The 21,530-nt window shown below is 59.2% G+C and carries 19 protein-coding genes; 10 read left to right on the top strand and 9 right to left on the bottom strand.

What is annotated here, in order from left to right:
- Positions 1–142: 142 nt before the first annotated feature.
- The 4 genes from AF70_RS15460 to AF70_RS15445 all read right to left on the bottom strand — a co-directional run bounded on the left by AF70_RS15460 (position 143) and on the right by AF70_RS15445 (position 4,319).
- Complete coding sequence (locus tag AF70_RS15460) at positions 143–2,194, bottom strand: bifunctional diguanylate cyclase/phosphodiesterase (protein WP_018926575.1); 2,052 nt, start codon at positions 2,192–2,194, stop codon at positions 143–145.
- A 340-nt stretch (positions 2,195–2,534) separates the two neighbouring features.
- The gene (locus tag AF70_RS15455) at positions 2,535–3,131 is read right to left on the bottom strand and encodes a superoxide dismutase (RefSeq protein ID WP_007938876.1); all 597 of its coding nucleotides are present in this window, start codon (positions 3,129–3,131) and stop codon (positions 2,535–2,537) included.
- 176 nt (positions 3,132–3,307) lie between these two features.
- Positions 3,308–3,910, bottom strand: coding sequence for a LysE/ArgO family amino acid transporter (locus AF70_RS15450; RefSeq protein WP_019581534.1), 603 nt, complete (start codon positions 3,908–3,910; stop codon positions 3,308–3,310).
- A 7-nt stretch (positions 3,911–3,917) separates the two neighbouring features.
- Positions 3,918–4,319, bottom strand: a complete 402-nt coding sequence (locus AF70_RS15445) for an ACT domain-containing protein (RefSeq protein WP_018926573.1) — start codon at positions 4,317–4,319, stop codon at positions 3,918–3,920.
- A 96-nt stretch (positions 4,320–4,415) separates the two neighbouring features.
- Here AF70_RS15445 and AF70_RS15440 point away from each other — a divergent pair, with 96 nt between their 5' ends.
- The 3 genes from AF70_RS15440 to AF70_RS15430 all read left to right on the top strand — a co-directional run bounded on the left by AF70_RS15440 (position 4,416) and on the right by AF70_RS15430 (position 7,349).
- Entirely contained in the window at positions 4,416–5,309 is an 894-nt protein-coding gene (locus tag AF70_RS15440; protein WP_018926572.1) for a LysR family transcriptional regulator ArgP, read from the top strand.
- A gap of 61 nt (positions 5,310–5,370) precedes the next feature.
- Entirely contained in the window at positions 5,371–6,363 is a 993-nt protein-coding gene (locus AF70_RS15435) for an NAD(P)-dependent oxidoreductase (RefSeq protein ID WP_028939444.1), read from the top strand.
- A 116-nt stretch (positions 6,364–6,479) separates the two neighbouring features.
- Positions 6,480–7,349: a hypothetical protein gene (locus AF70_RS15430; RefSeq protein ID WP_028939443.1), complete on the top strand. Its 870-nt coding sequence runs from the start codon at positions 6,480–6,482 to the stop codon at positions 7,347–7,349.
- Positions 7,350–7,627: 278 nt separating this feature from the next.
- Here AF70_RS15430 and AF70_RS15425 read toward each other — a convergent pair whose 3' ends face one another.
- Both AF70_RS15425 and pobA read right to left on the bottom strand, forming a co-directional pair.
- Positions 7,628–9,145: an MDR family MFS transporter gene (locus tag AF70_RS15425; RefSeq protein ID WP_028939442.1), complete on the bottom strand. Its 1,518-nt coding sequence runs from the start codon at positions 9,143–9,145 to the stop codon at positions 7,628–7,630.
- Between the two features lie 78 nt (positions 9,146–9,223).
- On the bottom strand, positions 9,224–10,417 hold the full coding sequence (gene pobA, locus AF70_RS15420) for a 4-hydroxybenzoate 3-monooxygenase (protein ID WP_019581530.1): 1,194 nt from the start codon (positions 10,415–10,417) through the stop codon (positions 9,224–9,226).
- Positions 10,418–10,596: 179 nt separating this feature from the next.
- Here pobA and AF70_RS15415 point away from each other — a divergent pair, with 179 nt between their 5' ends.
- Positions 10,597–11,508: a helix-turn-helix domain-containing protein gene (locus AF70_RS15415; protein ID WP_018926567.1), complete on the top strand. Its 912-nt coding sequence runs from the start codon at positions 10,597–10,599 to the stop codon at positions 11,506–11,508.
- A gap of 148 nt (positions 11,509–11,656) precedes the next feature.
- On the opposite strand, the gene AF70_RS15410 is transcribed toward AF70_RS15415, so the two are convergent.
- The gene (locus AF70_RS15410; RefSeq protein ID WP_167331182.1) at positions 11,657–11,833 is read right to left on the bottom strand and encodes a hypothetical protein; all 177 of its coding nucleotides are present in this window, start codon (positions 11,831–11,833) and stop codon (positions 11,657–11,659) included.
- A gap of 94 nt (positions 11,834–11,927) precedes the next feature.
- Positions 11,928–12,833, bottom strand: coding sequence for a LysR family transcriptional regulator (locus tag AF70_RS15405; protein WP_019581528.1), 906 nt, complete (start codon positions 12,831–12,833; stop codon positions 11,928–11,930).
- Between the two features lie 114 nt (positions 12,834–12,947).
- Here AF70_RS15405 and AF70_RS15400 point away from each other — a divergent pair, with 114 nt between their 5' ends.
- The 4 genes from AF70_RS15400 (at position 12,948) to AF70_RS15385 (ending at position 17,304) form a co-directional block, all read left to right on the top strand.
- On the top strand, positions 12,948–13,829 hold the full coding sequence (locus AF70_RS15400) for an MBL fold metallo-hydrolase (protein ID WP_028939441.1): 882 nt from the start codon (positions 12,948–12,950) through the stop codon (positions 13,827–13,829).
- Between the two features lie 190 nt (positions 13,830–14,019).
- Positions 14,020–14,634 carry an NAD(P)-dependent oxidoreductase gene (locus AF70_RS15395; protein WP_028939440.1) on the top strand — a complete coding sequence of 205 codons (615 nt, stop codon included), beginning with the start codon at positions 14,020–14,022 and terminating at the stop codon, positions 14,632–14,634.
- Between the two features lie 313 nt (positions 14,635–14,947).
- Entirely contained in the window at positions 14,948–16,246 is a 1,299-nt protein-coding gene (locus AF70_RS15390; protein ID WP_028939439.1) for an alpha-xenorhabdolysin family binary toxin subunit A, read from the top strand.
- Positions 16,247–16,281: 35 nt separating this feature from the next.
- A complete protein-coding gene (locus tag AF70_RS15385) occupies positions 16,282–17,304 on the top strand; it encodes an alpha-xenorhabdolysin family binary toxin subunit B (protein ID WP_169342485.1) in 1,023 nt (340 codons plus the stop codon).
- A gap of 12 nt (positions 17,305–17,316) precedes the next feature.
- Here the strand turns inward: AF70_RS15385 and AF70_RS15380 are convergent, their stop codons facing one another.
- Positions 17,317–18,201: a LysR substrate-binding domain-containing protein gene (locus tag AF70_RS15380; RefSeq protein ID WP_028939437.1), complete on the bottom strand. Its 885-nt coding sequence runs from the start codon at positions 18,199–18,201 to the stop codon at positions 17,317–17,319.
- A 159-nt stretch (positions 18,202–18,360) separates the two neighbouring features.
- Between AF70_RS15380 and AF70_RS15375 the strand changes: the two genes are divergently transcribed.
- On the top strand, positions 18,361–19,998 hold the full coding sequence (locus tag AF70_RS15375; protein WP_028939436.1) for a 5-guanidino-2-oxopentanoate decarboxylase: 1,638 nt from the start codon (positions 18,361–18,363) through the stop codon (positions 19,996–19,998).
- Positions 19,995–21,443, top strand: a complete 1,449-nt coding sequence (locus tag AF70_RS15370; protein WP_028939435.1) for an aldehyde dehydrogenase family protein — start codon at positions 19,995–19,997, stop codon at positions 21,441–21,443. Before AF70_RS15375 ends, AF70_RS15370 begins: the two co-directional genes overlap by 4 nt.
- Positions 21,444–21,530: the final 87 nt, after the last annotated feature.

The following is a 21,530-nucleotide window of genomic DNA, read 5'->3' as shown; positions in this document are numbered from 1 at the left end:
ACATAATGCAAATCTTTCGCATTCTGTGTAAAGGGTTGTACCTGTAAATATTTCTTATTCACGCAAAGATGTGGGGCGCATCAAAAGATCGCAGCCTCGTTTCACTCGACAGCTCCTACAGTGAAACGAGGCTGCGATCTTTTTACAAAATGGCCGCGTTACTGCGCTGGGCCTGCTTGAGGTAGACGCTCAATTCCCGCGCCGGCAGCGGTTTGCTGTAGTGATAGCCCTGACCTTCGTGGCAGCCTTCGGAGATGATGTAGGCCTCTTGCTCGGCGGTTTCCACGCCTTCGGCAATCACCTGCATGCCCAGGCTTTTGCCCAGCTGGATGATGGCCCGGACGATGGTCGCATCGTCGTCGTCATCGAGCAGGTCCTGAACGAAGCTCTTGTCGATCTTGATCTTGTCCAGCGGCAGGCTTTTCAGGTAACTCAATGACGAATAACCGGTGCCGAAGTCGTCGATGGCGATCAGCGCGCCGGAGCGACGCAGGCTCAGCAAGTGCTGGGCGGCGGTGCTGATGTCTTCCATCAGGCCGGTTTCGGTGACTTCCAGCTCCAGGCTGCGCGGTGGCAGTCGGTAGATCTGCAGCAGGTTATTGACCACTCGCGGCAACTCGGCGTGGTGCAATTGCACAGTGGACAGGTTCACCGCCATGCGCAGGTCGACGAAGCCCTGATCGTGCCACTCGCGCAGTTGTTTGCAGGCCTGATCCAGCACCCACTCGCCAATGGCGATGATGGTGCCGTTCTGCTCGGCCAGCGGAATGAACAGGTCCGGCGGCACCAGCCCGTGCTCGGGATGTTGCCAGCGAATCAACGCCTCGACCCCCACCACGCGATGATCGCGGTAGCTGATCTGCGGCTGGTAGACGAGGTAGAACTGGTCGCGGATCAAGGCGTCACGCAGGTCTTTTTCCAGCTCGCGACGCCGACGCATTTCCGTGTCGACGCTGGCGATATAGAACTGATAGCGGTTGCGCGAGCGCGTCTTGGCCAGGGTCATGGTCTGCTCGGCTTTTTGCAGCAGCTTCTCGGTGCTGTCACCGTCCTCGGGGAACAGGGTGATGCCGATGGTGGCGCGCAGGCGGATTTCCTGATGATCGAGGGCGAACGCCGCTTCCAGATCATCGAGAATGCTTTGGGCCAGTTCGGCGGCTTCGTAGGGTTGTTCGATGTCGGCCTGGACCAGCGCGAACTGGTCGCCACCCAAGCGGGCGAGGGCGCCAAGGCGGCCGCTGTGAGCCCGCAGGCGATCGGCCAGGGCCAGCAGCAACTGGTCGCCGGTCTGGTAGCTGAACTGTTCGTTGACGCCTTTGAAGTCATCGAGCCCGACACACAACACCGCGACCCGACGCTGCAATTTGCCGGCGTCGACAAGGATCTTGTCCAGCTGTTGCTGCAATTGCTGGCGGTTCGGCAGACCGGTGAGAAAATCATACTGGGCCATGCGCAGCAGGCTGTTTTCCGCTTCATGGCGCAGGTGAGTGTTGCGCTCAATGGATTCGAGCAGCTGGTTGGCAGTGTTGATCCAGACCCCCAGCTCGTTTCTTTCATGGCCCTTGAGCTGCGGAATCTTGTGGGCGCTGGGCCGGTCCGGGTTGATCTCAGTCAGATGTTCGATGATCCGCGACAATGGTTTGGTCAGCAGCCAGTGGTAAACCAGATACAACACCAGGCTCATGGCCAGGGCGCGCAAGACGCCAGAGATGAAGATGATCACCGAACTGACGATGAAGCTCTGGCCGTAGGTGGCGGTGTCGAGGGTAATGCTCAGGTCGCCGTAGTACTCGCTGTAGGGACCGCGACCCACCAGTTGGGTGGTGAACGTGCGTTCCTGGCCGAGGATCAGGTCAGTCAGCCAGCGGCTGTGGGACTGCTGAAGCTCGCGGGATTTTTGCGCGAGCATGGCTTCGTGGGGGTGGCCGATGGAGGCCATGCGCACGGCGTCATCCTGGAACAGGCCTTCGATCACCTGCATGCCCATTTCCCGATCCAGGCTGTAGACCGCCTGAGTGGATGGATCGCGGAACATGTCGAGGATGCGCTGGGCATCGTTGGCAACCGCCTGACGTGTTTTATAGGCATCGAAAACAATCTGTGCGCAGCTCAAGACCACGCCGACGATCAATGCTGACAGGAGCACGACCCGGAGTAACTTCACCGACAAGCTGTTCTTGAGTTCCAGCTTCAAAGGGTTATTCCTTGTTCCGTGCGGGTAGCGTCAAGTTGCCATGAGTATTGGCAATCCCGTGATGGCAGTCAAAGGGACAATCCAACCCAGGGGATATTGCCGGTAGCTTGGCCGATATGCTGCTGTTTGGAGTATTTGCCCTATTAACACTGTGTCGGTTGCCGGGGCCTTCAACTTGAGGAGGTTGAGGCAATTTTTCCTTGTGTTGATGTTAGACCGCTGTGCTGCGGGGGCAAGAGGGCGAATGCGGCTTGCGTTGTGGGAAAGCACGCCAACGTACGGATTTTCGATGGCATAAAAAACCCGGCATAAAAGCCGGGTTTCTTGACTGGCGCGAAGCTTAAGCGGTGAAGGTTTTGCCTTCGAACTGCTCAGCCACGAATTTCCAGTTGACCAGGTTCCAGAACGCTTCGACGTACTTCGGACGAAGGTTACGGTAGTCGATGTAGTAAGCGTGTTCCCAGACGTCGCAGGTCAGCAGCGGGGTATCGCCGCTGGTCAGCGGGTTGCCGGCGCCGATGGTGCTGGCCAGGGCCAGGGAACCGTCAGCCTTTTTCACCAGCCAGCCCCAACCGGAACCGAAGGTGCCGATGGAGGTTTTGCTGAACTCTTCCTTGAACTTGTCGAACGAACCGAAAGCAGCGTTGATGGCATCAGCCAGAGCGCCGGTTGGTTGACCGCCGGCGTTTGGCGCCAGGCAGTTCCAGTAGAAAGTGTGGTTCCAGACCTGAGCGGCGTTGTTGAAGATGCCGCCCGAGGAAGTCTTGACGATTTCTTCCAGGGTCTTGCCTTCGAACTCGGTGCCTGGCACCAGGTTGTTCAGGTTCACGACATAGGTGTTGTGGTGCTTGTCGTGGTGGTATTGCAGAGTTTCCTCTGAAATGTGCGGCTGCAGGGCATTGTGCGCGTAAGGCAGCGGCGGCAATTCGAAAGCCATGATAATTCTCCTAATCAGGTCAGTTGCGGTGAGCGCAAGGCCGATCACGGGCGGCCAGACATGCGCCGGGGAGTTTGTACTCTTTGCGGCGCAGGGATCGGATCATAGCACCGGGGGTGCGGCATAACCACGCAACAACTGTGTGGAATAGAGGTTCCAGAGCCTTTTGGAATAAATCATGAAGCGATGATCAACTGGAACGCTACGGTGAACATCATTACGGCCACCAAAAGGTCGAGGATTCGCCAAGTGCTTGGCCGTGCCAACCACGGTGCCAACCACGCTGCGCCAAGGGCCAGGGTAAAAAACCACAGCAACGATGCACTGGCCGCGCCCACGACATAAGCACCGGGCTCGGTCTGTTGTGCGCCAAGGGAGCCGATCAGCAACACGGTGTCCAGGTAGACGTGCGGGTTGAGCAAGGTCACCGCCAAAGCGCTGAGCAGCACCGCCCGTAATGAGCGCACGGTCTGGTTCTCGCCGTGTTGCAGGCTCTGTTTCGAGCAGGCCCGACGCAGCGCAAGGCTGCCATACCACAGCAGAAACGCCGCGCCACCCCAACGAGCGATGGCCAACAGAGTCGGGTTCTGCGCCAGCAACGTCGCCAGGCCGAACACCCCGGCGGCTACCAGCAACGCATCGCAGGTTACGCAGAGCGCCGCCACCGGCAGGTGATGTTCACGTCGAAGGCTCTGCGCCAACACAAACGCATTCTGAGTGCCGATCGCCATGATCAGCCCGGCGGCCACCAACAGGCCGTTCACATAGCTTTGCCACATAAGATTTTTACTCCGCGTTGGCCGCCAGATCCCGCAGTACCTGCAGGGCGCGTTCGGCATCGGCCTGGCCGACGAACAAATGGTCGTGGTAGTAGCCGGCAATCACGTTGCAACTGATGCCGGCCTGGCCCAGTGCCGTGGCGAACGCGGCGGTCAGGCCGACGGCTTCAAGGGCTGAGTGCACGTTCAAGGTGATCCAGGCAGCGATGTAGTCGAAGCTGAAACCGGCCTTCTCGGCGTGGGAACGTTGCAGAATCACCGTCAGCCCTTCCTGTTCGCGGAAGCTGCCGACAATCTCAAGGCCTGCGGGCAGCTTGCCGTCAGGCAACGTGCAGAACACGTATTCGCCGTCGTTGAGTTGCGGGCTCATGCTGCGCAGCAGGGTTGCCAATGAGGTTTCGCCAGCCATGTCGGTGATCCTTGTTCAAGAGTTCTTGCTGGCCATTCTCCGGTGGGAAGTTGTATAAGAAAAACCAATAGTGCTGATCGCTCATTAGGAAAACTGATGTTCGACTACAAATTACTGTCCGCGCTCGCTGCCGTGATCGAGCAGGCCGGATTCGAACGCGCCGCGCAGGTCTTGGGCTTGTCCCAATCGGCCATCTCCCAGCGCATCAAACTGCTCGAGGCGCGGGTCGGCCAACCGGTGCTGGTGCGGGTCACGCCTCCGGCTCCGACGGAGATTGGCCGGCGATTGCTCAACCATGTGCAGCAGGTGCGATTGCTGGAGCGCGATCTGCAAAGCCTGGTGCCGGCGCTGGACGAAGAAGGCCTGCCGGAACGCCTGCGCATCGCGCTGAACGCTGACAGCCTGGCCACCTGGTGGGCTGCGGCGGTGGGGGATTTTTGCGCGCAGGAGCATCTGTTGCTCGACCTGGTGGTGGAAGACCAGACCGTCGGCCTCAAACGCATGCGCGCAGGCGAAGTGGCGGGGTGTCTGTGCGCCAGCGAGCGGCCGGTGGCCGGTGCGCGCAGCGTGCTGTTGGGGGCGATGCGCTACCGTGCGTTGGCCAGCCCTGCATTCATTGCCCGGCATTTTCCCCAAGGTGTGCGCGCCGATCAGTTGGCCAGAACCCCGGCGCTGGTATTTGGCCCGGACGATTTCCTGCAGCATCGTTACCTCGCGTCAGTCGGCGTGAATGGTGGTTTCGAACATCATTTATGCCCGTCTTCCGAAGGTTTTCTTCGTCTCACGGAAGCAGGGCTTGGCTGGGGCCTGGTGCCTGAATTGCAGGTGCGCGAGCAACTGGCGCGCGGCCAATTGGTGGAGCTTTTGCCAGATAAGCCGATCGATGTGCCGCTGTACTGGCATCATTGGCGCAATGGCGGTCAGCTGTTGGGGTTACTCACCGATCAATTGGTGCGCTCGTCGAAGCAATGGCTGGTGCCGTTGGACTGACGGCTGGCGTCAAGACCTCACGTCCTACGCAATATGCAAAACGAAATATTCGGAGCAATACATGAAGATTCTGGTCACCGGCGCAAGCGGCTTCATTGGCGGACGCTTTGCGCGTTTTGCCCTGGAGCAGGGCCTGGATGTGCGGGTCAACGGTCGCCGGGCCGAGAGCGTCGAGCATTTGGTGCGCCGTGGTGCCGAGTTCATCCAGGGCGACTTGAGCGACCCGCAACTGGCGCGCGACCTGTGTTCCGACGTCGAAGCCGTGGTCCATTGCGCCGGCGCTGTCGGTTTGTGGGGGCGCTATCAGGACTTCCATCAAGGCAACGTCGAGGTCACCGAGAACGTGGTCGAGGCCTGCCTGAAACAACGGGTGCGGCGCCTGGTGCACTTGTCGTCGCCATCGATTTACTTCGATGGCCGCGATCATCTGGGGTTGACCGAAGACCAGGTGCCCAAGCGCTTCAAGCATCCTTACGCCGCAACCAAATACCTGGCCGAGCAAAAAGTTTTCGGTGCGCAGGAGTTCGGCCTCGAAACCCTGGCCCTGCGCCCGCGTTTCGTGACGGGCGCAGGCGACATGAGCATTTTCCCCAGGTTGCTGAAGATGCAGCGCAAAGGGCGGTTGGCGATTATCGGCAATGGCCTGAACAAGGTTGACTTCACCAGTGTGCAAAACCTCAATGAGGTGTTGTTCAGCAGCTTGCTGGCCAGCGGTTCGGCCTTGGGCAAGGCCTACAACATCAGCAACGGAGCGCCGGTGCCGTTGTGGGATGTGGTCAATTACGTGATGCGCAAAATGGATGTGCCACAGGTGACCCGTTACCGTTCCTACGGCTTGGCCTACAGCCTTGCCGCGCTCAACGAGGGTGTTTGCAAGCTGTGGCCGGGTCGTCCCGAGCCGACCCTGTCGCGGCTGGGCATGCAGGTAATGAACAAAAATTTCACCCTGGACATCAGTCGCGCCCGGCATTATCTGGATTACGATCCGAAAGTCAGTCTCTGGACCGCCCTCGATGAATTTTGCGCCTGGTGGAAGGCTCAGGACATTCGCTGACACACAAGGGCCGGCCCTCACTGAACCGAGTTCAGGGTTCAGGGTCAACCGGTGCGGCAGCGAGGGTTATACTTCGCCCCATCAAGCCATCACCGCGTTTTACAAAGGTTGACTCAATGTCCATGCGTAACGATGCCAACGACGACTTCGACGATGTACCGAGCCTGCGTGCCGACAGCCTCGACGACGATGATTTTCCGACCACCGCGCGCACTTCCGTGCATTCGCGCACCACACCGGTAGTCAAGGTCAAAGGCCCGAGCACCGGCCCGTTATGGGCGTTGGTCGGTGCGTTGTTCTTTGCCTTCGCTGGCCTTGCCTGGTGGAGTTTCCAGCAGATATCGCTGATGGAACAACAACTGGTGGCGACCCAGGAAAGTTTCGCCCGTATCAGTGAGGAAGCGGCGGGGCGCTTGCAGGACATTTCCGGCAAGGTCGTGGCCAGCCAGTCCACGGTCAACACCGGCAGTGAAGCGTTGAAGCTGCAGATCAAACAACTGGAAGGCAAGCTCCAGGACCAGAGCAAACAGCTGGAAAGCAAACTCCAGGATCAGAGCAAACAGCAGCAAGGCGTGCTCGGCCAGACCTCCGATCTGGACAAGCGCCTGGCGCAAATGACCACGCAGGCCAGCGAACAACAAGCCGCCAATGCTCAGTTGCAGGCCCAGGTCAAAGCCTTGAGCGGCGAACTGGCCGCGTTGAAGAGCGCATCGGCCGATACCAGCAAAGTCGACGCCCAACTCAAAAGCCTTGGCGCCGATATCGCTGCGCTGAAGCGGCAAGGTAACCCGAGCGCCGCCGTCGAGCGTCTGGAGCAAGACATGATCGTGCTCAAAAGCCAACAGGACAACCGCCCGGCCGCGGCGCAAGGTGGCAACAATACCGCCGAGTTCGACGCCTTCCGTGGCCAGGTCACCCGCAACATCAACACCCTGCAGGCGCAGATCCAGAACCTGCAACAACAGCTGCACGCCCGGACTCAATAGCCCGATGCAGTGATGTTGTGTGGAGTGGGCCTGTGGAGTGGGACTTTTGTGGCGAGGGAGCTTGCTTGTGGCGAGGGGGCTTGCCCCCGTTGGGTGGCGTAGCCGCCCCATCTCCATTCACCACGGCTTTTCAGATAGTCCGTGGTGCCTGATTTGCGACTGCTGCGCAGCCGAACGGGGGCAAGCCCCCTCGCCACAGATAATCCGCCCACCACAGATAATCCCTCTCACTACACTGGCCACAGGGCTTGCTCGCGAATGCAGGCGACTCGGTCTTTCTACCGAACCTTGTCTTCCCGCCCGCGCAACACCCTGTTCGGCATGGCAATCGCCGCCGCCAGCCCCAGCAGCGACACCGCCGCGCTGACCATCAGCAAATGCCTGAAGGTCAGCAGCAACTCGGCGCGCAAGGCGTTTTGCGCATCCCCCGGCGCGGCGTTCAAACCGTCGAGCAAGACATTCCCCGAACGACCCTCGGCAATCAGCGACGAGCCGGTCAGGTGCGCGAAACTGGAATCCTGCAACAACGCCAACAACAGCGCCGACATCAACGCCACGCCCACTGCGCCGCCCAGAGCGCGGAACAGATTGGTGGTGCTGGTGGCAACGCCAATGTCCCGTTGCTCCACCGAGTTTTGCGTGCCCACCAACGACGTCGGGAACTGCATGCCGCCAGCGATTCCGCAGAGCAACATGAACAGGCTGCTCAGCACAAACGCCTGCGGCGCACTGAACGCCATGCCGAGAATCGCCAACGGCATGAGCAACGCGCCGGTCAGGATCATCGGTTTGTAACGACCGGTCACCGAGGTCCGGCGCCCGGCGAAATAGGCACCTATCGGCAAGCCCATGGCCAGCGGTAACAGGTGCAGTGCCGCGCTGTCGGCCCCGGCGCCGGTGACGCTCTGGAAGCGCAGCGGCATCAGCACGATCAGGGAAATCGCCTGGAAACTGGTGAAGAAAATCGTGCACCAACAAAGGATCGCATTGCGGTTGGCGAACAAATGCATCGGCAGCAACGGTTCCCGCGCCCGCCGTTCATGCCAGACGAACACGGCCAGCACCACCACCGCACAACCGAGCAAACCCACCACTTCGGGACTGCGCCACGAATGCCCCTGGCCAACCTGAGTGATGCCCAGCAACAACGCCGTCAGGCCAATGATCATCAGCAACGTACCAAGGTAATCGATGATTGGCTTGCGCTGCGGTACCGGCAGCCCTACCAGCGTGCGATAAGCCACCCACCAGGCACCCAGGCCCAACGGCAGGTTGATCAGGAATACCCAGCGCCAGGACAGGTATTCGGTCATGTAGCCACCGAGTACCGGGCCGGCCACGCTGGCCACCGCGTACATGCTGCTGAAGTAGCCCTGATAGCGACCGCGTTCGCGCGGTGGAACGATGTCACCGATGATCGCCTGGCTCACCGAAATCATCCCGCCGGCGCCGATGCCTTGAAAGATCCGCGCCAGCACCAGTTGCTCCATGCTTTGCGCCATCCCGCAAAACAATGAAGCCAGGGTGAACAAGCCCATGCCGAACAGCATCAACCGGCGGCGGCCATACAGATCGCCGAGCTTGCCGTAGATCGGCACCGCCACGGTCATCGCCACCATGTAGCCGGAAATGACCCAGGCCAACAGGCTGACGTCCTTGAACTGCGCGGAAATCGCCGGCATCGACACCGCGACGATGGTCTGGTCCAGCGCACCCAGAAAGATCGCCAGCATCAGGGCGATCAGCACGCTGCGAATGGCCGGTTTGGGCGTTTCAGGCCGGTTGAGATTGGTCACGGTAAAACCTGCGGGCAGTGATGGACCCGCAAGAGGCAAGGCGAGCGGGAGTGCTCGCCAGTGTAAGTCGATAGGAGCCTATTCGATAGCCTCGTATGGAAGGCCGACGTAGTTTTCCGCGATGGTTTTTCGGCCCGCCTCGGAGTCAACGAAATAGGCCAGTTCCGATTCGCTGATGCGCTGACTGAACGCGTCGTGCTCGTCGAAGCGATGCAACATCGAGGTCATCCACCAGGAAAACCGTTCGGCTTTCCACACCCGCCGCAGGCAGATTTCTGAATACTTCTCCAGCAAATCAACACGGCCTTCGCGGTAAACCTTCAGCAGAATATTGAACAACGTGCTGACGTCGCTGGCCGCCAGGTTCAGGCCTTTGGCACCGGTGGGCGGGACGATGTGCGCGGCGTCGCCGACCAGGAACATCCGCCCGTACTGCATCGGCTCGACCACGAAACTGCGCAGCGGCGCGATGCTTTTCTCGATCGACGGGCCGGTCACCAGCACATCGGCGAGGGCCGCCGGCAGACGGGATTTGAGTTCGTCCCAGAAGCGTTGGTCGGACCAGTCATCGACCTGATCCTGGGCCGGTACCTGAAGGTAATAACGGGTGCGTGTCGGCGAACGCATGCTACACAACGCAAAGCCCCGTTCATGCCGCGCGTAGACCAACTCCTCGTGAACTGGCGGAGTGTCAGCGAGAATCCCCAGCCAGCCGAACGGATACACCCGCTCGAACACCTTCAGGCAGTCGGCAGGAATCGACTGCCGCGCCACGCCATGGAAACCGTCGCAACCGGCGATGTAGTCACAATCGAGTCGATACGTTTCGCCGTCCTTGTCGAAGGTCACATAGGGTTCAGCGCTTTTCATGCCGTGGGGGACGACGTTGCCAGCTGCATAAATTGTCTGCGCGCCAGCGTCCCGACGAGCGGCCATCAGGTCGCGGGTGACCTCGGTCTGGCCATACACCATCACGGTTTTGCCACCGGTCAATGTCTGCAGATCGATGTGTACCCGGCGCCCGTCCAGGGCCAGTTCGAAGCCGGTGTGGACCAGCCCTTCGGCGTCCATGCGCTGGCCCACTCCGGCCTGACGCAACAGCTCTACCATGCCTTGTTCGAGGACACCGGCACGGATGCGCCCCAGCACATAGTCCGGGGTCTGGCGTTCGAGAATCAGGGTGTCGATGCCGGCGTTATGCAGCAATTGGCCGAGTAGCAAACCAGAGGGGCCGGCGCCGATGATGGCGATTTGGGTTCTTAGTGTTTTCATTGTTTTTATGACTCGCAAGCTCCACGCGACCAACGCCGGTGGATGATTTTTATGGATCGAGTGCTTGCATTTTTCACTTGCGGGTCTGTCAATTGAAGGTGAAAACTGAGCCGATACCTGTACATTCTGCCAATCGGTGCGATTATCGCCCCGTTACCTTCGAGGCCTGGATTGAAGTGATGAACAAGCCCGCCCTGCCATCGATTCCGGTGTTCAAACTCTACGGTGAAAGCCTGGATTGGCCGACCCCCGATTTGCTCCACTGTGAAACCATTTCAAAACGCAGCCGCGAACATCAATGGGAAATAAAACCCCATCGCCACGCTGATTTGTGTCAGTTGCTCTTCGTCTTCAAAGGTCAGGCAGAGCTTGAGATCGAAGGGAAACGCTCACAATTGGCTGAGCCGGCAATCATCATTCTGCCGCCGTTATCGGTGCATGGTTATCGGTTTTCCGAGGACGTCGAAGGGTTCGTCGTCACCCTGGCCGCGCCGCTGGTCGCCCATCTTCAGGCGCAGTTGGGCAATTCGGTAAATGCCCTGGCCCAAGCCGAAAGCTACCCGGCGGGCAAGGACAGCGAGTACCTCAACAGCCTGTTTTCAGCGCTGCAAAGCGAATACACCGGCCATCAACCAGCGCGGGAAATGCTCATGCATTCGCTGGTCAGCGTGATCATGGTGTGGGTCAGCCGTCAGGTGATCCAGCGCCGCGCTGCCAATCAGCGTCCGCAGCGTGCCCGGGAATACCTCAACGGTTTTATCCAGCTGGTGGAGGAGACCTATCGCCAGCACGTCAAGGTCGAGGACCTGGCCCATCGGCTGGGGATTTCCGTGTCCCACCTCAACGGCACGTGCCGTGAACTGGCGGGGCAACCGGCGTTGCAGATCATGCACGAGCGTCAGTTGCTGGAGGCCAAGCGCTTGCTGACCTACACCAGCATGACCATTTATGAAATGTCTGATGTGCTGGGGTTTTCCGATCCGACCAACTTCACACGCTTGTTCCGACGTCGGGTGGGGATCTCGCCCAAGGCTTTTCGCGACCGCTTGAAGGCCGATCAGGACGCTGCCGATCAGAAGAGCGAGACCTGACCCCTGTGGCGAGGGGGCTTGCCCCCGTTGGGTCGCGAAGCGGCCCCGGCATTTCAATGAGAACACCGCATTCACCGAATTACGACTGCTGCGCAGCCGAACGGGGCGGTGCGGCGTTCCGACAAGCCCCCTCACCACAAGGTGTTCGTTACCGGAGGGCGTTGAGGCTTGCGCTGTGGGGGATGCAGCGCTCGAAGTTGCAGCTCGCGAAGTCATGGGGCACTTTGCGCAACTGTTCGACACGCCAGGCGGCTGTGCCATACAGCGCCAGCGTCGCCGCGCAGGTGATGAAAATGGCGAGGTATCTTCTTGTTTTGATGTTCATGGCGTTGACCTCTGAACGAATACCCTTGGGTACTGCTTTGAGCATAGGTCAGCGCCGGTGAGTTGCCATCAAAACCACCCCACATTCGCTCCGGTTAAAGGCCCACATCCCACGCCGGTTCTTCGGGAAATCTGAGCACCAGAAAATCCAGCATGCTGCGCAACGCCACCGGCATGTGCTTGCGTGAGGCATACACCGCATAGATGTTCATCTGACGGGGCTCGGCCTGGGGCAGCAGGCGGATCAGTTCGCCGCTGTGGATATGCATGCCGGCCAGGTAACTGGGCAGCATCGCCACGCCGGCCCCGGCCATCGCCGCGCGCAACAGCGTGCTGGCTTCGTTGGCGCTGATGTTGCCCTGCACCGGCACCGAGACCGGTTCGCCATCCTGCTCGAAATGCCAGAGGCTTTTGCCGAAGTAGGAGTGGGTCAGGCAATTGTGCAGGCTCAGGTCTTCGACCCGCTGCGGCGCCGGGTGCTCGCGCAGGTAAGCGGGGGAGGCGCAGATCACCGAGCGGCACACCGTCAGGCGCCGGGCGATCAGATTCGGGTCCAGGTCGTTGCTGGTGCGGATGGCCAGGTCGATGCGCTCATCCACCAGGTTCACCGTGCGGTCGAGCATTTGCAGATCGATGCTTACGCCGGGGTAACGTTTGACGTAGGCGGCCATGGCATCCGCCAGTTGCGCCTGGCCGAACGAGGTGCTGACGCTGATCCGCAGCAGGCCGCGCGGTGCGTCGTCCGGCTCGCTGACGGCGGCTTGCATGTCGCTGGATAAATCGAGCATCTGCCGGCACCGGGGCAGGATTTCGCTGCCGGCGGCGGTCAGGCTCAATTTGCGCGTGGTGCGGTGCATCAGGCGTGCGCCGACCCAATCTTCCAGCTCCGCCAGATACCGTGAAACCACCGGCCGCGACAGGTCCAGGTGATCGGCGGCGGCCGATTGGCTGCCCAGGTCCACCACCGTAACGAACACCCGCATTGCTTGTAGACGATCCATGATTTGCCCGCTTTCAGAAACAAACTATGTTCAAGCATCGCATTTTTTGTATCGAACCAGGCAACTAAGCTCTGTCCCATCGCCAAGCACGGCATTCGGACAACGGAGCAACAGATGATCGGCTTCACTTCAATCAAACGCATTCTTCTGACAACCGCGGCACTGGGCTTCGCGGCCCATGCCGCTGCGGCGTCGACCCTGACCTTGGACGTCTACAACCCGGGCACCAACGCAATCTTCCCGGTGACCTCGGTACTGGTCAGTGGCGAGAAGGAAGCGATTCTGGTGGACGCACAATTCGGCAAATCCCAGGCCGAACAAGTGGTGGAAAAAATCCGCGCCAGCGGCAAGCAACTGACCACCATCTACATCAGCCACGGTGACCCGGATTACTACTTCGGCCTCGACACCATCACCCAGGCGTTCCCGAAAGCCAAAGTGCTGGCCTCGCAACCGACCGTTGATCACATCAAGAAAACCGTCGACGGCAAACTGGCGTTCTGGGGTCCGAAAATGGGCGCCGACGTGCCGAACAAAACCATCGTGCCGCACGTGCTCAAGGGCGATAGCCTGATGCTGGAAGGGCAGAAACTGCAGGTGCTCGGCCTGGATGGCAAGCAACCGGATCGCAGCTTTGTGTGGATACCGTCGATCAAGGCAGTGGTCGGTGGCGTGGTTGTCGCCGAGAACATTCATGTGTGGATGGCTGATACCCAGACCCCGCAGTCTCATGCCGATTGGCTGACGACGTTGCACACGATCGAAGCCTTGAAGCCGAAAACCATCGTGCCGGGTCACTACCTCGGTGAGAGCGCTCGCTCTCTGGCGGCTGTACAGTTCACCGCTGATTACATCAAGGCTTTCGACGAAGAAACCGCCAAGGCGAAAGATTCAGCCGAACTGATCGGCGCGATGAAAAAACGCTACCCGACCCTGGGCGAAGAAAGCTCGTTGGAGCTGAGTGCCAAAGTCGCCAAGGGCGAGATGAAGTGGTAACCCGCTGAACAGTGGCGAGGGGGGCGACGCAGAACCTGTAGGAGCGAGGCTTGCCCGCGAAGAACGATGACGCGTAATCCCTGAAAAAACCGCGGCGCCTTCTTCGCGGGCAAGCCTCGCACCACAGGATTTTCGTCGCCCCGTGCCATACACATCAATACAGATTCACCCAAGCCAACTGGAGAACGTCATGAGCAAAATCGCAATCATCGGTGCCACCGGTCGTGCCGGTAGCCAACTGTTGGAAGAAGCCCTGCGTCGCGGTCACAGCGTCACCGCCATCGCCCGCGACACCTCGAAAATCGGCCAGCGTGCCGGTGTCGTCAGCAAAAACGTCGACGTGCTCGATGCCGTGGCTTTGCAAGCGGCAGTAGCCGGCCATGACGTGGTGATCAGCGCGGCGCATTTCTCTACCATCCCCGCCAGCGCGGTTATCGAGCCGGTGAAGAAGGCCGGTGTCAAACGTCTGCTGGTGGTGGGCGGTGCCGGTTCGCTGTTGCTGCCGGACGGTACTCGAGTGATCGACAGTGAAGGCTTTCCGCCGGAGTACAAGGCTGAGGCCAGCGCCGGTGCCGAGTTCCTCAATACCTTGCATCAGGAAAAGGAGCTGGACTGGACCTTCCTGTCGCCGTCGGCGGAGTTTGTCGAAGGTGAGCGTACGGGCAAGTTTCGGCTAGGCAAAAACGACTTACTGGTCAGTGCACAAGGGCGAAGCTGGATTAGTTTTGCCGATTATGCAATTGCGATGATAGATGAAGTTGAAAGTATGTCCCACGCGCGACAGCGATTCACCGTCGGCTACTGATATATCGCGAAACAAGAAGCACAAGTTATTTCGGTGACTTGTGCTTTTTTATGCGTGTTGAAAATGTGTCTTTCGGTAACTTTTCTAGTTTGGGTTAGTTAGTGGGGTGTTTGCGTATTGTGGTTTTTTCGTAAGGTTAAAAATCGGCAGTGTCGTGGGTTTGATTTCCTACAGTCTGCGCCCTTATGTGGAGAGTTGATGAGGAGGATTTAGAAGGTTACCGTGGGCTCTGCCACGATGCGTGGTGGGAAATGTAAATCCTGTAATTTATTGATATATAACTCAGTCAGCTGAAGCTGTTAGGGATGGCACTATGGGTCACGATCAGGGAAGTGAGATAAGGCGTGCTGCGCTGAAGTCGTTTGTAGAACTACAAGGCGCGGATGCGGCAGAAGATACTGAAACTAAATTAACGCGCGTTGCGCTAGAAGCGGTTGCAGAACTACAAGGCGTGGATACGGTCACGGAAGCGGCAAAATATGTACCTGTTCAATATTTTGGTGTTATGGCGGGTTACGATGCACCTCATTACCAGGATGGAACCTTTATTGTTAAAAAGGAAAATATCGTTGCCATCAGAAAGTATGTCAGCCAGAGCCTTCTCCAACCGGTTGACCTGAGCGCCGTAGAAAAACTGCTCGGTTATACCCAGATCAATGTGGATGGACTGGAGCCTCGTGACATTCAGAATTTGCATCAGAAAATTCATCAGCATGCGCTTTCCTGGGCAACGCTGGAGCGCGATACCAAAGACCTGGGGACACGGCTGGATCTTTTTGCCAAGGGGTTCATCAACACCGGACGGCTGGTGATCGGTCATCTGGAGAAATTCAGCGGGTACAAGGATTTAAGCGGCACGATCGATACCTTATCGGACGCGGAACGTGCGGTATTGATGGCTATCCCGATGGGGAACTCCGACACAGAGAAGGTACAAAGTCTGGTCAGGTATCTCGGGAGAATGAAAAGTGATATTGAAGTTTTTTATACCCGCATAACGGCCGTCAAAGCGTTGGCCGTCGAATTTTCCCGCAAGATTTCAGCAGATCTCATACCAATAGTCGATGCCAAACTGGGCAATATTGAAAAGGCTGGTATCGAAGAGCCCAAGCGGCTTAAAAATCTAAGAGATCAGATTAAAGACTTGGATCAACAGATTGCAGAGAAAGTCGCGGAGTACGATAGCCTGGTCGGGTATACCTTTACGGGGTTGGTGTTCGGCCCTATCGGTGTTGCTGTTACCGGCGGTATATTCGGATCGAAGGCGGAAACTGTCAGAGGTCTGAAAAATACCTTGAACGAGCGTCGGGCCGAATTGCTGAAAGGAATGGAAGGGGCAACTCTTTCGACGTTGTTGAGCGGTCTGGCTGGGCAATTGAGTAATATAAAGTCGCTGATGGTGGATGCAGAGAAAGGCGCGAAGAATCTGGAGGATGTATGGGCGATCCTGTGGGTCAATGTTCAGGAGTCTGCTATCCGTTTGGCTCAAGTCGATAATGCATTTGATTTAAATATATTGGTTTTGGACTTGCAGACGGTGGTCGAGCCTTGGGATGTTATTCAAGGGCATGCCAGAGCCCTGTCAAAGGTTTTCAATGAAGTGGTTGGTTAAATTCTATTTTTAATATTTTCAAGGATGAAATGTTCATGATGAACAATGCTGTTAACGGCGCTCCTGATTACGCGACACCCGACCGGCAGGTGATGAAGGCGAGCCAAAGCCACTTCAATACCTTGGTGGCCGATAATACGTTTGCCTTTTTGCCGGCGGTAATGGACAAGACTTTGCGCCTGCGTGCTCAGCTCAATACCGATGATCAGCACATAGGCGACCATATAAAAAGGGCCGTTGCGTCGCTGGGTAACGTCGGGTTCGCCAGCGTGCTGGCGCGCCTTGAAGAGATTCAGAGTCATCCCTCCGCAACGGCCAGCCTGCGTGAAGAGAAGCTCATTGAGCTGGTGAAATACTGCGCGCGTCGTGTTGAGAGTACGCGGGGGCCGATACAGACTGCCACCCAGTATTTACATCAGGGATTGGGCAATCTGGAGGCCATCCGTTTTGCCGAAGATGGTATCGATCTGGTCCGGATCGAAACGGATCGACGCATACGCGTGGAGCAGGCAGGTGCCGGGTACAGGGAAGATCAGGCAAAGCTTCAGGAGGAAAAGCGTACCATTGATGCTCAGATTGAGCATTTCCAGGCCCCGGGTTGGCTGGATATTTTTGATAGCCTGATCCCTAGTGCACGGGAAATCGAGTCGGCAATCAAACTGGTGACCACCAAAAAGCCGGATCGTGAATTCCTTGAACTGGTGCTCGCACGCCTCAAAGGCAATCTGGAAGGGATTGAGAATGGACGCCGCTACTCCAACCTGACACAGGCTCGAGACGGTGTTCGAACCCGACTGGATGAGGTGCAAAAGGCGCTGACAGATACCGAGGCCCAGATCCAGGATGCGGGCAGTCGCCTGCAGAAACTTGAAGCCATTGCATCGCTCGATCAGGTCACTCGAAACTGGGTGCAAGAAGCACAAAAACTATTGACGGCGTACGAGCACTTTTTACAAACGAACGAGCCGCAATTGATTCGTGATGTGCTGTCGATTCAGGCAATGGCCGGGCGCTATACGGCCATGCTGAATTACCTGGGTGCAATTGCCTGGCGTTGAGTGGCCGCTCGCCTATGACGTAGCACGCGCCTGAGCTTGCAGCCAATCGAGCAGCTCAGCCAACGGAGCGCTCGGGGCCGGTCGTTGAGGGTGGACAAGGTAGTAGGCCAATCCTGTACGTACTTTCAGTGCAAACGGCATCACCAACCGCCCGGCGCGCAAGTCATCGCCAATCAACGACCAATCTCCGATCGCTACACCTGTGCCCTGAGAAGCCATCGACATGGCCAGATCCAGGGTTTCGAAATGCTGCCCTTTGCCGACATTGCTTAAGTGAACGTCGGCAGTTTTGAGCCAGGCTTTCCAGTCCCTTTCATCGCGAGTCGGATGCAGCAACAGATGGTGCTCCAGATCATCGGGGGTTAAAAGTGGCACGGGACCTTCCAGCAGAGGACGGGAGCAAACCGGCGTCAGTTGCTCATCGAACAAATGATGGGAGGTCAGCGAGCTGTCCGGCGGCGCGCCGTACATCACCGCCGCATCGAACTGCTCGCGATGAAAGTCCACGCCGTGTTTCACCGTGGTGGTCAACTCCACCGGCACATCCGGACGTTCCTTTTGCCACTGCAACAGGCGCGGCAACAGCCAGCGCATCACGCAGGTCGGCGCCTTGAGTTGCAAGGTTTCGCGCTTCTCGCCGATCTGCTCCACGGCCTCGTCGATCAGGCCGAAAATCTGCTGCACCCGTGGCAACCACTCACGTCCTTCGGCGGTCAGGCTCAAGCCCCGCGCCTGGCGAATGAACAGCTCATAACCCAGATGATCTTCCAGCCCGGCGATCTGCCGGCTCACCGCGCCTTGGGTGATGTGCAGCTGTTCGGCGGCCCGGGTGAAGTTGCAGCACTGCGCGGTGATCAGAAAAGTGTGCAGCGCCGGCAGGGGAGGCAGTCGTTTCATTGGGATCCAAGGTATGACGTGAGGACATGGCTAGTATGACTTTTTATCCATTGTTGCGGCTACGTGTCGCCCGTTCCAATGAGGCCATTCCCGGGCCTGCCAATCCATCATAAACACTGCGCAGGCCCGGCGTCTCAAACGAACAAAAAGGGCAAACACATGGCGACGTGCGGCGAAGTATTGGTCAAGTTACTCGAAGATTACGGGGTCGAGCAGGTGTTCGGCATTCCCGGGGTGCATACCGTGGAGCTGTATCGCGGGCTGGCCCGTTCGAGCATCAACCACGTCACTCCACGTCACGAACAGGGCGCCGGTTTCATGGCCGACGGTTATGCCCGCACCAGCGGCAAACCGGGCGTGTGCTTCATCATCACCGGCCCCGGCATGACCAACATCACCACCGCCATGGGCCAGGCTTACGCCGACTCGATCCCGATGCTGGTGATCTCTAGCGTGCAAACACGCAGCCAATTGGGCGGTGGGCGCGGCAAGCTGCATGAGCTGCCGAACCAGAGCGCACTGGTCGGCGGCGTGGCGGCGTTCTCCCATACCTTGATGTCGGCGGCGGAATTGCCGGGCGTGTTGGCGCGGGCCTTCGCGCTGTTCCAGGCCGGTCGCCCGCGTCCGGTGCACATCGAAATCCCGTTGGACGTACTGGTCGAAGGGGCCGATGATCTGCTCGCCAGCGTGCCGGTGAACATCGATCGTGCCGGTGCCTCGCCCAGCGCGATCAGCCGCATGACCGACCTGCTGGCCGGTGCCAAACGCCCATTGATTCTCGCGGGTGGCGGCGCCATCGATGCGGCGGCCGAGCTGACTGAACTGGCCGAGCTGCTGGATGCGCCAGTGGCCTTGACCATCAATGCCAAAGGCATGCTCGAATCCAGCCATCCGCTGCTGATCGGTTCGACCCAAAGCCTGGTGGCCACCCGTGCGCTGGTGGCCGAGGCCGACGTGGTGCTGGCCATCGGCACCGAACTGGCCGAAACCGATTACGACGTCACCTTTGCCGGCGGCTTCGAAATCCCGGGCGTGCTGCTGCGCGTGGACATTGACCCAGACCAGACCGTGCGTAATTACCCGCCGAAGGTGGCGTTGGTGGCCGACTCGCGCAATGCCGCCCAGGCCCTGCTGAGCGCGCTGTCCCACAAGTCGCTGGCCGAGCGACGCAACGACTGGGGCCAGGTGCGCGCCGCTCGCTTGCGAGAAGAGCTCGCCGCGACCTGGGACGCCCCAACTCTGGCCCAGACCCGCTTCCTGGAGACCGTGCTGTACGAATTGCCGAACGCGGTGTTCGTCGGCGATTCGACCCAACCGGTGTACACCGGCAACCTGACCTTCAACCCGGAGCGTCCGCGTCGCTGGTTCAACTCGTCCACCGGTTACGGCACCCTCGGTTACGCCTTGCCGGCGGCGATTGGCGCCTGGCTCGGTGGCAGCGTTGAAGGCGGCACGCGTCCGCCGGTGGTGTGCCTGATCGGCGACGGCGGCCTGCAATTCACCTTGCCGGAACTGGCCAGCGCGGTGGAAGCCCGCACGCCGGTGATCGTGTTGCTGTGGAATAACCAGGGCTACGAAGAGATCAAGAAATACATGGTCAACCGCGCCATCGAGCCGGTGGGCGTGGACATCTATACCCCCGATTTCATTGGTGTGGCCAAAGCGCTGGGCTGTGCGGCCGAAGCGGTCAGCAGTGTTGACGGATTGCGTGATGCGTTGCGCCTGGCCACCGACCGCCAGGGTCCGACCCTGATTGAAATCGACCAGACCCAGTGGATGAAGGCGGTGTCGCAATGAGTTTTCCTACCACTCTTGATGGCCTGTTCATCGACGGCCAATGGTCCGCTGGCAACGAACATCTGCGTGTGATCAACCCGGCGACCGAAGCCCTGCTAACCACCGTTAACGGCGGCGATGCACGCGCTGTCGATCAGGCCGTCACCGCTGCGGCCAACGCTTTCAAGCAATGGTCGAAAACCACCGGTGCCGAGCGCGGGGCGATCCTGCGCAGAATCGCCGCGGGCGTGCAGGCCGGGCGGGAACAGTTGATGAAGTTGCAGTCGAGCAACAACGGCAAACCGCTGTTCGAAGCGGCCATCGACGTCGACGACGTGATCGCCACCTTCGAGTATTACGCCGGTCTGGCTGAAGGCCTGGACGCGAAACAAGACAGCGCCGTGGCATTGCCGAGCGACGATTTCAGCGCCCGTTTGCGCCGCGAACCGTGCGGTGTGGTGGGGCTGATCGTGCCGTGGAATTTCCCGATGGTCACCACCGCCTGGAAACTCGCCCCGGCCCTGGCCGCCGGTTGCTGCGTGGTGCTCAAACCGTCTGAAGTGACGCCGCTGCCGGAGCTGGAACTGGCGACGATCATTGCCGAGGCCGGTGTGCCAAACGGTGTGTTCAACCTGGTCTGCGGCACCGGCCTTGCGGTCGGCGCACCGCTGTCGGCTGACCCGCGCATCGCCAAGATTTCCTTCACCGGCAGCAACGCGGTGGGCGTGCAGGTGATGCAGCGGGCGGCGGAAACCGTGAAAGGCGTGAGCCTGGAACTGGGCGGTAAATCCTCGCTGCTGGTGCTCGCCGATGCCGATATCGAACTGGCTGTGGAAGTGGCCTGTGGCGGCGGTTTCTTCAACGCCGGGCAGATGTGTTCCGCGACCAGTCGCGTGCTCGTCGCCGATGAGTTGGCGGATGAATTTGTTGCGCGATTGAAGGCCCGTGCCGAAGCCATCCGCGTGGCCGACCCGTTCGACCCGAACGTGGAGATGGGCGCACTGGTCAACCAGGCGCAATACCAGCGGGTGCTGGGCCACATCGATCGCGGTTTGAGCGCTGGCGCGAAGCTGATCTGCGGCGGCAATCGTCCGGCAGACCTGTCGCGCGGTTATTTTTTGCAGCCAACCGTTTTCGTCGACGCGCCCCTCGAGAGTGCGTTGTGGTGCGAAGAGATTTTCGGCCCAGTGATTTGCGTGCGCAGTTTCAGCTCTGAAGCCGAGGCGATCGCCTTGGCCAACGACAGCCCGTTCGGCCTGGTGGCTAGTGTGGTCACGCGCGACAGCGAGGCCGCCGATCGGGTCGCCAACGCTTTGCAGGCGGGGCTTGTGTGGATCAACGCGCCGCAAGTGATCTTCCCGCAGACCGCCTGGGGTGGCTACAAACAGAGCAGCATCGGCCGCGAATTGGGGCCGTGGGGTTTGCAGGCTTTCCAGGAAATCAAACACGTGATTCGGGCCGTCTGACAGCACGAAAACGGTGAGCGCATGCCTCGAAAGGAGGCATGCACTTACGTCATGGCTTCAATGAGTATTTATCGATAGTCAGGTGTT

The organism is Pseudomonas sp. KD5 (assembly GCF_012932895.1).
GTDB lineage: Bacteria > Pseudomonadota > Gammaproteobacteria > Pseudomonadales > Pseudomonadaceae > Aquipseudomonas.
This window is presented reverse-complemented; position numbering and strand designations above follow the sequence as displayed.